Origin of the sequence: Dyella choica, assembly GCF_003977665.1 — a bacterium.
GTDB lineage: Bacteria > Pseudomonadota > Gammaproteobacteria > Xanthomonadales > Rhodanobacteraceae > Dyella_B > Dyella_B choica.
In genome coordinates this window covers 16,074-29,167 of sequence record NZ_RYYV01000034.1, presented here as the reverse complement: position 1 = coordinate 29,167, position 13,094 = coordinate 16,074, and the positions used below count along the sequence as shown (strand labels likewise).

Genomic DNA, 13,094 nt, shown 5'->3' with positions numbered 1-13,094 from the left:
CGCCTAGTCGAGGTAGGGGGCAAACGCTTTTTTCAAAGCCGTAAGGGTGCGTTGCATCGCCTCGGGCTCCATCGGCTTCGTGCCTCTTGCCATCCGCTCCAGTCGATCAGCCAACTTGAGTGCCCGCTGCACACCCAGCACGAGTGCGATGCCTTGCATGTGCTGCGCAAAGCGGACCATCGAAGGCTTGTCATCCTTTGCCCAAGCCTGTTCAAACCCTTGGATGTCTTCGGTGAAACGGACTTGAAACCAGTCATCGGTGTTCTGGATTGGGGGAAGCGATTGTTTCGGCTCCTCCTTAAGCGGCAGATCGAGCCACAACTCAAGCATCGCTCGCAGCTTTTGGGCGCGTAGCGGCTTTTCCAGGACACCTTCTATCCCGCAATCCCCTATGTAGCCTTGCCAAATAAAGGCATCCGACCCCGTTGCCAAGACTATGATCGGAATGCACGGATGATCTGCTCGCGGCTTTCGCATCATCGAACACAGCTTTAAATCGCCGCTCTCCGGGCCCGGTAGCTCGTTGCAAGCCATCAGGATCATGCCGGGTGCGCAAAGATCGATGGATTTCAAGGCCGCCGCGCCGTCAGGAACGACGAGTGGCTCCAGGCCAACTGCCTTGATCAGATCGACGAGGGTGCTGCGGCTCTGAGGGTCAGCCTCTAACACCATGACGCGTGCAGGCGCTTGGCTGGGTGCGGCAACCGTGCACGACGCGGCGGGTTCTTTTGCTGCCTTGCGGGCAGGCCGCTTTGCCTTTGGGAAGGTGTAACCGACCCATGAGGAAATGATATTCATCACGCGCGCTCCAGGTAGTCACGCCGTACATTGCGCACGGCGTGAGGGGCACAGGGCAACGCCCTGCTTCGAAGTCAGAAAACGCTGACAGACGATTTCGACTAAGTGCCCTCGACCACCTGGCACCACGCGAGCGGCGTGGTGGTAAAGCGCGGGTTTGGCAAGAGGAAGAGCGCGACAAGGCGCGCAGATGCCGTAAGATCAGGGGTAACCATTGATCAGCTCCTAGCAAGTTGACTGGTGGCCAGCGGACCGTATGAGTTCCAGCTCATGCGGTTCGCGCTTTACCTCTTACGTCGGGTGCGGCTTCCAGTTTGCAATCGGCACACCCGACGTGCGGCACCTTTGCATAGACACGCGAGGTGTGTCTATCAGCCAATGCCGATATGCAGGTAGGCCTCATTCCCCATACAGCGCGATTCTAGGCACAGTGATGCGAAAGCTCGCACCCCTGATTTGCGTCCTCACTTGTTACTCGTGAGCCTCGGAAAAATCAGACGACTAAAGTAGCTAATCGCGAGGGCGAAGCCGACGAGGCAAAGTCCTCCATTTTGTAGCGAAATACTTAAAACACAGAGGTTCAAATGGCCGCCCGATACTCGATATCAACCCCTCCATCGAGCTGGTGAACGGCCCACTTGCCGCACTCAAATACAGGCTCAAGAAGACTCAGCCCGAAACTAGCGAGGCCATCCTTATCACGCTGCACGGCACGCCCGAATCCCGTGCGCTAATGGCCAATACCCTGAAGTCATTCGTGGCGCTCATTGGGCAGGCGCAAAGGAGGCTCGACCTGGTCGTTCAGAGAAAACTGGTCGAGTTCCTCACGCCTGCGCCACCATCGCCGCCGCTCAACACCCTGCGCCGGTTGGACATGATGCACCGGGCGCGGCAATTTGCACTCGACAGCTCCGAATGACTGCATGCGTCAGACATCGCCGGGCGTTCGGATATGGAGTTACGCAACTCATGTGAAAGTCGTAACACTTTTGCCAGACACAAGCACGATCAGCGCTTTTTCTTCTTTCTCTCTGCAACGTTCTCGATAGCTTCCGGTTGATAATTCGACACCCGTTTCTCGCCAATCCAACCGACATATAGGCCATAAGTCATATAGGCCATAAGTCATGACGATAGTGGTCGTGACTTCTTTCTTGATTAAGGCCAACAGAAAAAGTAGCGGCTTGCACTGCACGATGATAGTCACGTGTGTCAGTGAGAAAGCTTCAATATTGCTCGACGAACGGCATACAAGATCGACGAATGACGCACCTAAAAGTCGACGATTCGGAAATAGGATAAGGGTCGTGACTTGTGTTCAATGAAATTCGTCCGTTCTGTTTCGCTTTTTTTCTCGTTTTGTTTCTTCCGTACACGGCACAATTCTCAGACGGACATATGCGTCCGTTTGGAGTCCTTTATGAAACGCTTGCTCATTGCCATGACCATCGCGCTCGGTCTTGCCTGTGTCGGCAGCACCAGCGTCGCCCAAAACCAGACGCACGCAACCAAATTGCAAAATTTCACAGTCATCGCACCAGCGGGCCAATACGAGACCTACTTCGTCAACTTGCCCACGGGTTACGGATTGGAGGCCTTGGTCGGCAATACGCACAGACAGTACGTACAAGCGGAGCGAGCGGCCGAGAGGTCGGAAGCTCAACGGATGCGGGGTATTGCCTCGCAGCCGTTCGTCGCTGTGGCTATCGACAATTCGACCGGGCCCGGTGTGGCGAAACGGTACCTGCTGACCGACTCGGTCCAAAACACGGTTGCCATCGTTGACGTGTATTGCAAGCGGGTCGCACCGGAAGGCAAGCGGTGCCGGTTGATTTCCCAGCCAGTGTAGGCCAACGCATAGCCAGCTCCTGGTCTCGATGCACTAGCAGCAAAGGGGTCAGCAAAGGGCTCCTTTGCTCTTAAGGTCCACAGATTCGGGAGTGTGGCTCGCCTACACCGCAAATCGAAACGCAGCAGCATCACGAACGACATGGCCAGCAGCAGGAGCGGCGAAGTGCGTGCCGATGACAAGAATGGGCTGATCGGCCCATTCGGCGAAGGGGCGCAAGCGGGTGAGCACAGCAGCCTCGGGGTCGCTGTCGCCGAACATCCAGTCAGGGTGCGCCAGCTGGCACGGATGGTGGGTCATATCGCCGGTGATCACCGCGCACTCATCTTCGGACTCGATCATCACGCTGACATGGCCTGGCGTGCGGCCGATGAAAGGCGTGAGTCGGATCTCCGGCGATATCACATGGTCCGGCTCCACCAGCTGGACGAGGCCAGCGTCGAAGATCGGCTTGATGCTATCGCCGAGCATCGTCCGCTGCGCCTCGTCATCATAGGTGCGCCAGAATTCGTACTCCTGCCTACCGATGAGGTCGCGCGCCTTCGGGAAAGTCGGCACCCACTTGCCGTTTTCGAGCATCGTGTTCCAGCCGACGTGGTCGACGTGCAGATGGGTGCATACCACAGCGTCGACGCCGTCGCGCGACCAGCCCGCCTCATCAAAATGCTGCAGAAACGGCGTCGCCAATGGATCCCCGCCGGTGATCTCGCGCGGCCAATCGTTCCCGACGCAGCGGGGGCACAAAGAAAGCGGCTACTCCACGGTCACCGACTTCGCCAAATTGCGCGGCTGATCCACATCGGTGCCGCGCAATACCGCCACATGATAAGCCAGCAATTGCAGCGGAATGGTAAGCACCACAGGCGAGATAAAATCGCCGCCTGCATCGATGCGCAGCACCGCACCGCGCGTTGCGTTGCCGTCGATATGTGCATTGGTATCGGCAAACACAATCAACTCACCGCCTCGGGCGCGCACTTCCTGCAGGTTGGATTTGAGTTTGTCGAGCAGAGGGCCATTGGGGGCGACGGCGATGACGGGCATGTCTTCGTCGACTAGCGCAAGCGGGCCATGTTTCAGCTCGCCGGCGGGATAAGCCTCGGCGTGGATGTAGGAGATTTCCTTGAGCTTGAGCGAACCTTCCAGCGCCACCGGATAATGCTCGCCGCGACCCAGGAATAGCGCGTGATGGCGGTGGACGAAGCGCTCGGCCAGTTCGATCACTTGCGGCTCCAGCTTGAGCGCTTCCTCGAGGGTGCGCGGCAGGCGGAGCAATTGTTCCGTGAGGTCCCGATAGCGCTCCTCGTCCAGCCCCTGCTGCTTGGCAAGATGCAAGGTGAGCAGCGCTAGCGCGGCAAGCTGGGTGGTAAAGGCCTTGGTGGAGGCGACGCCGATTTCGGGGCCGGCGTGCGTCATCAGCTTCAGGTCGGCTTCGCGCGTGACGGACGACTCCGGCACGTTGCAAATAGCCAGCGTGCCAAGGTAGCCACGGCGCCGCGATTCGCGCATGGCGGCAAGCGTGTCGGCGGTTTCGCCGGACTGGGAGATGGCGATGAACAAGGTGCCTGGCGGCACCACGGTTTCGCGGTAGCGGTATTCGCTGGCCACTTCCACGTTGACGGGAAGCCGCGCGTAATCCTCGAGCCAGTATTTGGCCACCATGCCGGCGTGATAGCTGGTGCCGCAAGCGACGATGTGCACGCCCTTCACTTTCGCCAGTAGCTCGTCGCCGCCCGCACCGAAGATGTTGGGCAGCACGCCAGCGGCGCTGATACGCGTTTCGAGCGTATTGGCCACCGCATGCGGCTGCTCGAAGATTTCCTTCTGCATGTAGTGGCGGTATTCGCCACGTTCCACGGCGTCAGCGGAGAGTTCGCTCTCGTGCACGCCGCGATGGGCCGGCTTGCCATCCAGCGTGTAGATCTGCGCGCCTTCGCGGGTGATTTCGACGACGTCGTCGTCTTCCAGGTAAATGATGCGGTTGGTGACTTGCACCAGTGCCTGCGCATCGGAGCCGAGAAAGTTTTCGCCGATGCCCAAGCCGACCAGCAATGGCGCGCCACGGCGCGCGCCGACGACGCGGCCCGGTTCTTCGCTGCTGATCACGGCAATGGCATACGCGCCTTCGAGGTCGCGCACCGTGGCGAGCACCGCTTCGCGCAACCCCCTGCCGCCGGAGAGATTCTGATCGATCAGCGCAGCCATCACTTCCGTATCGGTCTCGGAAGTGAAGTGGTATCCCTTGGCCTGCAACTGGGCACGCAACGGCGCGTAGTTCTCGATGATGCCGTTATGCACCAGTGTGATGCGTCCGATCATGTGCGGATGCGCGTTCGCCTCGTTGGGCACGCCATGCGTGGCCCAGCGGGTATGCGCGATACCGGTGCCGCCGGGGAAGGGGTTGGAGAGGTACAGCGACTCCATCTCGCGCACCTTGCCCTTGGCACGGACGCGATGCACTTCGCCGCCTTCCAGCACGGCCAGGCCGGCCGAATCGTAGCCACGGTATTCCAGCGCCTTGAGGCCGGCGATCAGTAGAGGCGCGACATCGCGCTGGGCGGCGGCGGCAACGATTCCACACATGGCTGTAATGATCCTATAACAAGAAAAACGTGAAGGCGGCGACTTTGACGAGCAGGCGTTTCGACAGGCTTTCGCGTCGGAGGTTCACCACAACTTTCGTAGGTTGGGATGAAGATCCCAGCGGGCTTGCGGTTTCCGGGTGCTGGGATTTCATCCCAGCCTACACGCATTTGTATCGAGGCAAGCTCGTGCGACCCCACCCCGGCCCTCCCCATGCTTTGCAGGGGGAGGAGGGATCTTCAGTGCACTTTTCGGCGCAGGTAGTTCAGCAAATCGATGCGCGTGATCAGGCCCAGGAACTGCTCGCCGTCCATCACGATGGCGACATGGCCGCGTTCGAATACGGGCAGCAAGGCCGTGATCGGCGCGCGCACATCGAGAATTTGCAGGTCGCTGATCATGGCGGTGGCGACGCTGTCGCGAAAGCGCGCTTCATCGGTATGCACGTGCATCAGCACATCGGATTCGTCGAGGATGCCGACCAGTCGACTGCCATCCATCACGGGCAGCTGCGAGATGTCGTACAGCTTCATGCGGGTGTACGCAGTCATCAACAGTTCTTTCGGACCTACCACCACGGTATCGCGCTGCGAGAAAGGGCGTAGCAGCAGATCGCGCAGATCGCCGTGCTGATCGCGCTCTATAAAGCCGTTGTCGAGCATCCAGTAATCGTTGTACATCTTCGACAGGTACTTGTTACCGGTATCGCATACCAGCGTGACCACGCGCTTGGGTTCGGTCTGCTCGCGGCAGTATTTCAGTGCCGCGGACAGCAGCGTGCCGGTGGAGGAACCGCCCAGCACGCCTTCTTTGGCCAGCAGCTCGCGCGCAGCGAGGAAGCTTTCCTTGTCGGAGATGGCATAGGCCTTTTTGACACGCGAAAAATCGCTGATGGTGGGCAGGAAATCCTCGCCGATGCCTTCCACCATCCAGCTGCCAGACTTGGTCGAAAGCACGCCTTCGTTGATGTATTGGGCGAGGATGGAGCCGACCGGGTCGGCCAGCACGATTTCGGTGTTCGGCGAGGTCTTGGCGAAGTACTGCGACAGCCCGGTCATGGTGCCGGAGGAGCCGCAACCCACCACCACGGCATCCACCTTGCCGTCCATCTGTCTGAGGATTTCCGGTCCGGTCGTTTCGATGTGCGCGCGCGGGTTATCGGGATTGCCGAACTGGTTGATGAAGTAGGCGCCCGGCGTTTCGCGCGCAATGCGCTCGGCCATGTCCTGGTAGTACTCGGGATGCCCCTTGGCCACGTCGGAACGGGTGAGCACCACTTCGGCGCCCATCGCCTTGAGGTTGAAGATTTTCTCGCGGCTCATCTTGTCGGGCACCACCAGGATGAGGCGATAGCCCTTCGCCTGGGCGACCAGCGCCAGCCCCAGGCCGGTGTTGCCGGCCGTGCCTTCCACCAGGGTGGCGCCGGGTTTGATTCTGCCGGCCTTCTCCGCGCCTTCGATCATCGACAGGCCGATGCGGTCCTTGATCGAGCCGCCAGGGTTGGCGCTTTCCAGCTTCAGGAACAGCTCGCAACGCCCGGTGTCCAGGCGTTGAGCGCGCACCATGGGGGTGTTTCCGATCAGTTCGAGGACGCTGGCTTGGACCGACATGCAGGCTCCGTGGGCTGGGGCTGGGATATGAACAGCCATCATAACGGAGAGGGGTTGAACTAGGCTTGCGCCGGCATCCCCCACTTTTCTAGCGCAGATGCGTAGGCTGGGATGACAATCCCGGCATCGCGAGGGTTGCAGGCATGGCAATGCTGGGCTTTGCAACCCAGCCTGCAAACGTTTCAGCCTGACCTAGGAAATGAAAAACCCCGGAGCGGACCGCTCCGGGGTTTCTCGTTATTTGGACGCTCAATGGATTTGTTGTCGAGCGTGGTAGTCGTCCCACATGCGCTGCAAACGTTCCTTGATGTGCAGCTTCTCTCGCTTCATCGAACTGAGGGTCATGTCGTCAACAGGGAGTACGCCGATTTCGGCATTGTCCACCTTGCTGTTTAGCTCCGTGTGTCGTTGATAGAGCCGGCGAAACTCAGCGTCGGCTTGCTTCAGGGCTTCGACAGCATCACGCTGCTGATCTTCGAACATGATCCAACCTCCTCGCAGTAGAACTGCAGTCGCCCGCAGGGGGCGCTTGAGAACAAAAGCAAATCACGCGCACGACCAGAAACCGCCTCCCTGAAGCAGGGAACGGAAGGGGGAGTGTGAACAGGTAGGCGCATGATTCAGTCGGTAGGCCGCGGCGGCTGAAGGTCCGCGGCAGCTTCGACCCTACTCCCCACCAAGCGGGGGCGCAAGGACCCCTCGGCCAGGCGCATAGCGGGACGGAATGTAGTCAAAAACCTGTGAAGTAGGTCGTCTTGGACCCGTAGGCTGGGATGACAATCCCAGCTCTCTGGCAGAGCTGCGGAAGCTGGGATTGTGATCCCAGCCTACGCGTGCCCCTACTTGCCGCCTCCGGCGGGCTGATCCTGCATCTGCGCTCGCAGCGCCTTGGCAGCCTTGGCCGCCAGCTCCGCCTGGCGCCGTGCAGCTGCGGCCACCTTGCTTTGCGCCGCGGCCAGCTTGCGGGCCTGGGCGGCCTCGGCCTGGGCCTGGGCGGCCTGATCCGCGGCAGCCTGACCCTGGGCCTGCAGGCGCTGGGTCTCCTGCTGCGCCAGCTGGTACTGCATGCGCTGGATATCCAGCTGCTGCTGCGCGGAAGTGGCATCGATGCGACTGCGTTCGAGCTGCAGTTGGGCGTTTTCCTGGTCGGCCTGGTTGAGCTGGCGCTGGGAGGCCTGCAACTGCGCTTCGGCCTTGGCCTGATCGACCCTGCGCTGGGCGATGTACAGCGCGTGCGGCCGATCGTGCGAGCTGGCCTGGGCAAGCTGGCTGATGGCGTCCCGCGCCAGCGCCTGGTCGGCCTGGGCGTAGACGCCCAGGTTCGGATCAGCGGCCAGCTGATTCAAGTTATTGGTCAACCGGTCGACATCCATGTCGTCCTTACGCGCCTGGACGGCGGCACTGGCGAACACGGCCAACAGGGAAACGGCGATGATCGACAAACGGTGCTTCTTGAACGTGGCGGGCTTCATCACTGGCCTCCGGGGTTCTGCTGGCCAGACTCAGGCAGGGTCTGGAAACCCTGGCCGGGTTGCTGTTGCTGTGGATTGCCCAGCACCGAGGAGGACGGCGCCGGCATCTCCTGCATCGGAGCCTGCGGCGGCAGCGGCGAATTGGCGGCCGGCGCCGGGGCGCTGGACGAAGAGGCCGGGTTGCCGTCGTTCTGGCCGCCATCCTGGCCACTGTTCTGCGGCTGCGAGGCAGCCATTTGCGCGGCTAGCTGAGCCTTCTGCTGTTGGTAGTGCTGGTCGTTCTCTGCCTGCGCCTCGGCATTCTGCGCACGCAAGCGACTGTTTGCGTCCATCTTTGACTGGATTTGCGCACGCGCCGCACCGAGCTGCGCCCTGGTGCGCGCCAGCGTGGCATCCGCCCGCGACTCTTCGGCCAGATCGGCGGCCTGCGCATATTTGCGGTTGGCCATGGCCTGCTGGGCCTGCTGGAACTTGTCCTGCGCAAAGCCGAAATCGACCGGATCGTAGTCAGGTGCACCCCCGTCACGAGCGCTTTGCAACTGCGCCTGCGCCTGGCTCATCAGGTTGTCCGGCGGCGGCACGCTGGCACAACCGCCCAAACTCAACGACCCGGCCAGCAGCAAGGCCGGGACTGCCGCCGGGATACGTCGCCTACGCATCGCCAACGGGGAAAATATGTGGACCATCACTCATTCCTCTAAGAGTGTCACAGCGTATTGTGGGCAGGCATAATCCTTGAATGCAATGCGTCAAACTCAGGGGTCTTTAAGGTGGATATCGGTTACTTCCTCAAGTTGATGGTAGACAAGGGCGCGTCGGACATGTTCCTGACAACGGGCGCCCCGGTGAACATCAAGGTCGAGGGCAAGCTGTACCCGCTCGGCAACACCGGGCTACCCAGCGGCATGGTGAAAAAGATCGCCTATTCGCTCATGGACGAGGGGCAGGTGCCGCAGTTCGAGCGTGACCTGGAACTCAATATGGCGCTGGCGGTGAAAGAGGCCGGCCGCTTCCGCATCAACGTATTCAAGCAGCGCGGCGAAGTGGGCATGGTGATCCGCGCGATCAAGAGCGAGATCCCCAGCATCGACCAGTTGCAGTTGCCGGCCATTTTCCGTGACCTGATCATGGAGCCGCGCGGCCTGATCCTGGTGGTCGGCGCGACCGGCTCGGGCAAGTCGACCACGCTGGCGGCCATGCTCGATCAGCGCAACAGCCATTCGTCCGGGCACATCCTCACCATAGAGGACCCGATCGAATACCTGCATCGCCACAAGAAGTCGATCGTCAACCAGCGCGAAGTGGGCCTGGACACGCACACCTATCACGAAGCCCTGCGCAACGCGATGCGCGAGGCGCCGGACGTGATCATGATCGGCGAGATCCGCGACACCGACACGATGGAAGCGGCGATCTCCTTCTCCGAGACCGGCCACCTGTGCCTGGCGACGCTGCACTCCAACAACGCCGATCAGACGCTGGAGCGCATCCTCAACTTCTTCCCCGAATCGGCGCACAAGAACGTGCTGATGAACCTGGCCCTGAACCTGCGCGCGGTGATCAGCCAGCGCCTGGTCATCGGCAAGGACGGCCGCCGCCTGCCGGCGGTGGAAGTGCTGCTCAACACGCCGCTGATCCGCGACATGATCCGCCGCGGGCAGATCCATGAAGTGAAAGAAGCGATGGACCGCAGCCTGCAGGAAGGCATGCAGACCTTCGACCAGTCGCTGTACAAGCTGTACAAGAGCGGCCGCATCGAGTTGGAAGAGGCGCTCGCCAAGGCCGACTCGCGCGATGGCCTGGCGTTGAAGATCCGCCTGTCCGAAAGCGGCAATTCGGAGACTGCAGAGTTGGCAGGCAACGATCCGTACGGGCTGGGGTTCTAAAGTGTTGCGCCCCACTGGGGCGCCTCCGCAAGAGGTCATCCCCGCGAAGGCGGGGATCCAGTTTCAATCTCGCCAAGAGCAAAATGGTTTCCCGCCTGCCCGGGAATGACGGTTCACACGTTCATTTGGGTGCGTCGGGCTGCCGCTCCGGCATCGCTGCCTGGAACGCATCCAGCTCCGCACACGCCGCATCGATGCGCAAGATCGTTGGATAGTCACCCAAAGGGGTCTTCCATCGCCGCGCGTTGTACACCTGCGGCACCAGGCACAGGTCGGCCAGCCCGGGGGTATCGCCGTGGCAATAGCGGCCGGTCTGCCGGCTATGGGCCAGCATCGCTTCCAGCGCCTGGAACCCGGTGGTAATCCAGTGCCGCATCCAGATGGCCTGCTGTTCGTCATCGGCGCTGAATTGCTTGCCGGTCCGCTGCAGCACACGCAGGTTGCCGAGAGGATGGATATCGCAAGCAACGGCTTGCGCCAAGGCGCGCACGCGTGCCCGATCGGCGGCTTCGACCGGCAGCAAGGCCGGCTGCGGATGGATGTCCTCCAGGTATTCGGCAATGGCCATGGACTGGGTAATCACCTTGCCGCCGTCGACCAGGGTGGGCACCAGCTGCTGCGGGTTGAGGGCCACATAGTCCGGCGAGTGCTGTTCGCCGCCGTCGCGAACCAGGTGCACCGCCCGCGTTTCGTATGGCAAGCCCTTTAGATTCAGTGCGATGCGTACGCGAAAGGCCGCGCTGGAACGCCAGTAGCTGTACAGAACGAGGCTGGAAGACATGGCCCTTTCCATGGATTGAAAAGCGGGAGTGTAAACCCGCGCCGTTTGCATCGCCGTGGGGTGGGCAGGAAAATACCTGGTTCCGGCCTTAAGGGCCTGACCTACTTCGAGCTGCCAGGAGTTTTCCGTGACCATCACCCGCATGAGCGACCTCGACCTGCGCGGCAAACGCGTACTGATTCGCGAAGACCTGAACGTACCGATCGAGGATGGCCGCATCACGTCCACCCAACGCCTGGACGCCTCGCTGCCCACCATCAGGGCCGCGCTCGCTGCCGGTGCGAAAGTGATGGTGATATCGCACCTCGGCCGTCCCAAGGAAGGCCAGTTCGATGCCGAATCCTCGCTGGCGCCGGTGGCGAAATGGCTGGGCGAGCACCTCGGCAAGCCGGTGCGCCTGGTCGCCGATTACCTCGATGGCATGGACGTGGCCGAGGGCGAGGTCGTGGTGCTGGAAAACTGCCGCATGAACGTCGGCGAAGGCAAGGATGATGAAGCACTGGCCAAGAAGTACGCCGCGCTATGCGACGTGTTCGTGATGGATGCCTTCGGCACCGCGCATCGTGCACAGGCATCCACTCATGGCGTGATCAAGTTTGCGCCGATCGCCGCAGCCGGCCCGCTGCTGTGCGGTGAGCTCGACGCGCTCGGCAAAGCCCTGGAGCAGCCCGCGCATCCGCTGCTTGCCATCGTCGCCGGCTCCAAAGTTTCCACCAAGCTGACCCTGCTGGAAAACCTGATCGGCAAAGTCGATCAGCTGATCGTCGGCGGCGGCATCGCCAACACGTTCATCGCTGCAGCAGGTCATGGCGTGGGCAATTCGTTGTACGAACCCGACCTGATTCCGGCCGCCAAGAAAGTGCTGGCTGACGCCAAGCGTCGTGGCGCCGAAGTGCCGATGCCGGTGGACGTAGTGGTAGCGCCGGAGTTTTCCGCGCACGCGTCGGCTACTGTCAAAGCCGTGGATCAGGTGAAGGACGACGAGATGATCCTGGACATCGGCCCGGAAACCGCCAGGCAGTATGCCGAGCTGATCGCCAAGGCCGGCACGGTGGTGTGGAACGGTCCCGTGGGCGTGTTCGAATTCGACGCGTTCGGCAAGGGCACGGAAGTGCTGGCGCAGGCCATCGCCGAGTCCAATGCATTTTCCATTGCCGGCGGCGGCGACACGCTGGCGGCGGTCGAAAAGTACGGGATCGAGGACAAGGTTTCCTATATCTCCACCGGCGGCGGCGCGTTCCTGGAATTCCTGGAAGGCAAGGAGCTGCCAGCGGTGGCGGCGCTGAAGGCGCGGGCGGCGAAGTAAGGGCCACAGCTTACAGGGAGCCTCGTAGGGGCCTCACCGTCATTCCGGCGCAGGCCGGTACGCGGGGAGAGCACATGGACGTGCTTGGCTTTGAGGAGCGAGGAATCCAGTCTTAATGTGCATCCGATGGACACAATACCTTTTGTATTGAGTGCTTCGCACTACGTATTTGCACTGGATTCCGGCCTGCGCCGGAATGACGAGCAAGCGCTACCAAGCTTTATTTTCCCGCTCCGGTCGCACCCGGAACGCCACGCTGATCCTGGGCCCCACTGGCTGGCGCAGCTTGGGAATGCCGTGGTCGTAATGCAGTTGCGCATTCCATCCCATCAGCAGCAGGCTGCCGGCTTCCAGCTCCAGTTCCGTCTTCAGCCGTGGCGGCTGTTTGCGCTGGATAAGCATAGTGCGCGTCGCGCCCAGTGACAGCAACACGATAGGCTGGTGCGACACCAGTTCGTGCAGTTTGTCGTTATGCGGCGCCACACTGTCATGTTCATCGCGATAGAAATTCAGACCGATGCTGTTGAACGGGGCGTCGACATGCTGCTTGACCACGGTAAGCGCATCGCGCAATAGCTTCGGCAACTTGGGATCGGCGACGGCGTAGTGGCAATGCAGGCGCGGCACGCCTACCAGGCGTTCATACATCATCCGCGTGCTCGCATGCCAATCACCTTGTTCGCGCAAGGCAGCAAACCAATCAGCCGCCGTGGCGGATGAAATCACGGCAGGCTGATAGGTGATCGGCCCGGTCACTTCGTCGGCAATGCTTTGTACGCCTGGTTCGAATAGCAGGGTTTGCATGAGAG

Annotated in this window: 13 protein-coding genes; 4 read left to right on the top strand and 9 right to left on the bottom strand. The window is 61.2% G+C overall.

Annotation, left to right across the window (positions count from 1 at the left end):
- Positions 1 to 3: 3 nt before the first annotated feature.
- Positions 4 to 798: a response regulator gene (locus tag EKH80_RS22585; RefSeq protein ID WP_126687065.1), complete on the bottom strand. Its 795-nt coding sequence runs from the start codon at positions 796 to 798 to the stop codon at positions 4 to 6.
- Positions 799 to 1,423: 625 nt separating this feature from the next.
- On the opposite strand from EKH80_RS22585, the gene EKH80_RS22580 reads away from it, so the two are divergent.
- Together EKH80_RS22580 and EKH80_RS22575 are read left to right on the top strand one after the other, a co-directional pair.
- Positions 1,424 to 1,717, top strand: coding sequence for a hypothetical protein (locus EKH80_RS22580; protein WP_126687064.1), 294 nt, complete (start codon positions 1,424 to 1,426; stop codon positions 1,715 to 1,717).
- A 501-nt stretch (positions 1,718 to 2,218) separates the two neighbouring features.
- Positions 2,219 to 2,647, top strand: a complete 429-nt coding sequence (locus tag EKH80_RS22575; RefSeq protein ID WP_126687063.1) for a hypothetical protein — start codon at positions 2,219 to 2,221, stop codon at positions 2,645 to 2,647.
- Positions 2,648 to 2,749: 102 nt separating this feature from the next.
- Here the strand turns inward: EKH80_RS22575 and EKH80_RS22570 are convergent, their stop codons facing one another.
- The 6 genes from EKH80_RS22570 to EKH80_RS22545 all read right to left on the bottom strand — a co-directional run bounded on the left by EKH80_RS22570 (position 2,750) and on the right by EKH80_RS22545 (position 8,998).
- On the bottom strand, positions 2,750 to 3,334 hold the full coding sequence (locus EKH80_RS22570; RefSeq protein WP_158628924.1) for an MBL fold metallo-hydrolase: 585 nt from the start codon (positions 3,332 to 3,334) through the stop codon (positions 2,750 to 2,752).
- A 66-nt stretch (positions 3,335 to 3,400) separates the two neighbouring features.
- A complete protein-coding gene (gene glmS / locus EKH80_RS22565) occupies positions 3,401 to 5,230 on the bottom strand; it encodes a glutamine--fructose-6-phosphate transaminase (isomerizing) (protein ID WP_126687061.1) in 1,830 nt (609 codons plus the stop codon).
- Positions 5,231 to 5,469: 239 nt separating this feature from the next.
- Positions 5,470 to 6,840: a pyridoxal-phosphate dependent enzyme gene (locus EKH80_RS22560; RefSeq protein ID WP_126687060.1), complete on the bottom strand. Its 1,371-nt coding sequence runs from the start codon at positions 6,838 to 6,840 to the stop codon at positions 5,470 to 5,472.
- Positions 6,841 to 7,089: 249 nt separating this feature from the next.
- Positions 7,090 to 7,323, bottom strand: a complete 234-nt coding sequence (locus EKH80_RS22555; protein ID WP_126687059.1) for an HP1242/YdcH family protein — start codon at positions 7,321 to 7,323, stop codon at positions 7,090 to 7,092.
- Between the two features lie 356 nt (positions 7,324 to 7,679).
- A complete protein-coding gene (locus tag EKH80_RS22550) occupies positions 7,680 to 8,312 on the bottom strand; it encodes a hypothetical protein (RefSeq protein ID WP_126687058.1) in 633 nt (210 codons plus the stop codon).
- A complete protein-coding gene (locus EKH80_RS22545) occupies positions 8,312 to 8,998 on the bottom strand; it encodes a DUF4398 domain-containing protein (protein ID WP_126687057.1) in 687 nt (228 codons plus the stop codon). Before EKH80_RS22545 ends, EKH80_RS22550 begins: the two co-directional genes overlap by 1 nt.
- A gap of 84 nt (positions 8,999 to 9,082) precedes the next feature.
- Between EKH80_RS22545 and EKH80_RS22540 the strand changes: the two genes are divergently transcribed.
- Positions 9,083 to 10,198, top strand: coding sequence for a PilT/PilU family type 4a pilus ATPase (locus EKH80_RS22540; RefSeq protein ID WP_329955498.1), 1,116 nt, complete (start codon positions 9,083 to 9,085; stop codon positions 10,196 to 10,198).
- A gap of 121 nt (positions 10,199 to 10,319) precedes the next feature.
- On the opposite strand, the gene maiA is transcribed toward EKH80_RS22540, so the two are convergent.
- Positions 10,320 to 10,979, bottom strand: coding sequence for a maleylacetoacetate isomerase (gene maiA / locus EKH80_RS22535; protein WP_126687056.1), 660 nt, complete (start codon positions 10,977 to 10,979; stop codon positions 10,320 to 10,322).
- A gap of 127 nt (positions 10,980 to 11,106) precedes the next feature.
- Between maiA and EKH80_RS22530 the strand changes: the two genes are divergently transcribed.
- A complete protein-coding gene (locus tag EKH80_RS22530; RefSeq protein ID WP_126687055.1) occupies positions 11,107 to 12,285 on the top strand; it encodes a phosphoglycerate kinase in 1,179 nt (392 codons plus the stop codon).
- 210 nt (positions 12,286 to 12,495) lie between these two features.
- Here the strand turns inward: EKH80_RS22530 and EKH80_RS22525 are convergent, their stop codons facing one another.
- Positions 12,496 to 13,089: an alpha-ketoglutarate-dependent dioxygenase AlkB gene (locus EKH80_RS22525; protein WP_126687054.1), complete on the bottom strand. Its 594-nt coding sequence runs from the start codon at positions 13,087 to 13,089 to the stop codon at positions 12,496 to 12,498.
- Between the last annotated feature and the right edge of the window lie 5 nt (positions 13,090 to 13,094).

Excerpts from the sequence above, each read along its gene's own strand:
- EKH80_RS22585 (WP_126687065.1), bottom strand. The coding sequence starts at position 798 with ATGAATATCATTTCCTCATGGGTCGGTTACACCTTCCCAAAGGCAAAG.
- EKH80_RS22575 (WP_126687063.1), top strand. The coding sequence starts at position 2,219 with ATGAAACGCTTGCTCATTGCCATGACCATCGCGCTCGGTCTTGCCTGT.
- glmS (WP_126687061.1), bottom strand. The coding sequence starts at position 5,230 with ATGTGTGGAATCGTTGCCGCCGCCGCCCAGCGCGATGTCGCGCCTCTA.
- EKH80_RS22560 (WP_126687060.1), bottom strand. The coding sequence starts at position 6,840 with ATGTCGGTCCAAGCCAGCGTCCTCGAACTGATCGGAAACACCCCCATG.
- EKH80_RS22555 (WP_126687059.1), bottom strand. The coding sequence starts at position 7,323 with ATGTTCGAAGATCAGCAGCGTGATGCTGTCGAAGCCCTGAAGCAAGCC.
- EKH80_RS22550 (WP_126687058.1), bottom strand. The coding sequence starts at position 8,312 with ATGAAGCCCGCCACGTTCAAGAAGCACCGTTTGTCGATCATCGCCGTT.
- EKH80_RS22545 (WP_126687057.1), bottom strand. The coding sequence starts at position 8,998 with ATGGTCCACATATTTTCCCCGTTGGCGATGCGTAGGCGACGTATCCCG.
- maiA (WP_126687056.1), bottom strand. The coding sequence starts at position 10,979 with ATGTCTTCCAGCCTCGTTCTGTACAGCTACTGGCGTTCCAGCGCGGCC.
- EKH80_RS22525 (WP_126687054.1), bottom strand. The coding sequence starts at position 13,089 with ATGCAAACCCTGCTATTCGAACCAGGCGTACAAAGCATTGCCGACGAA.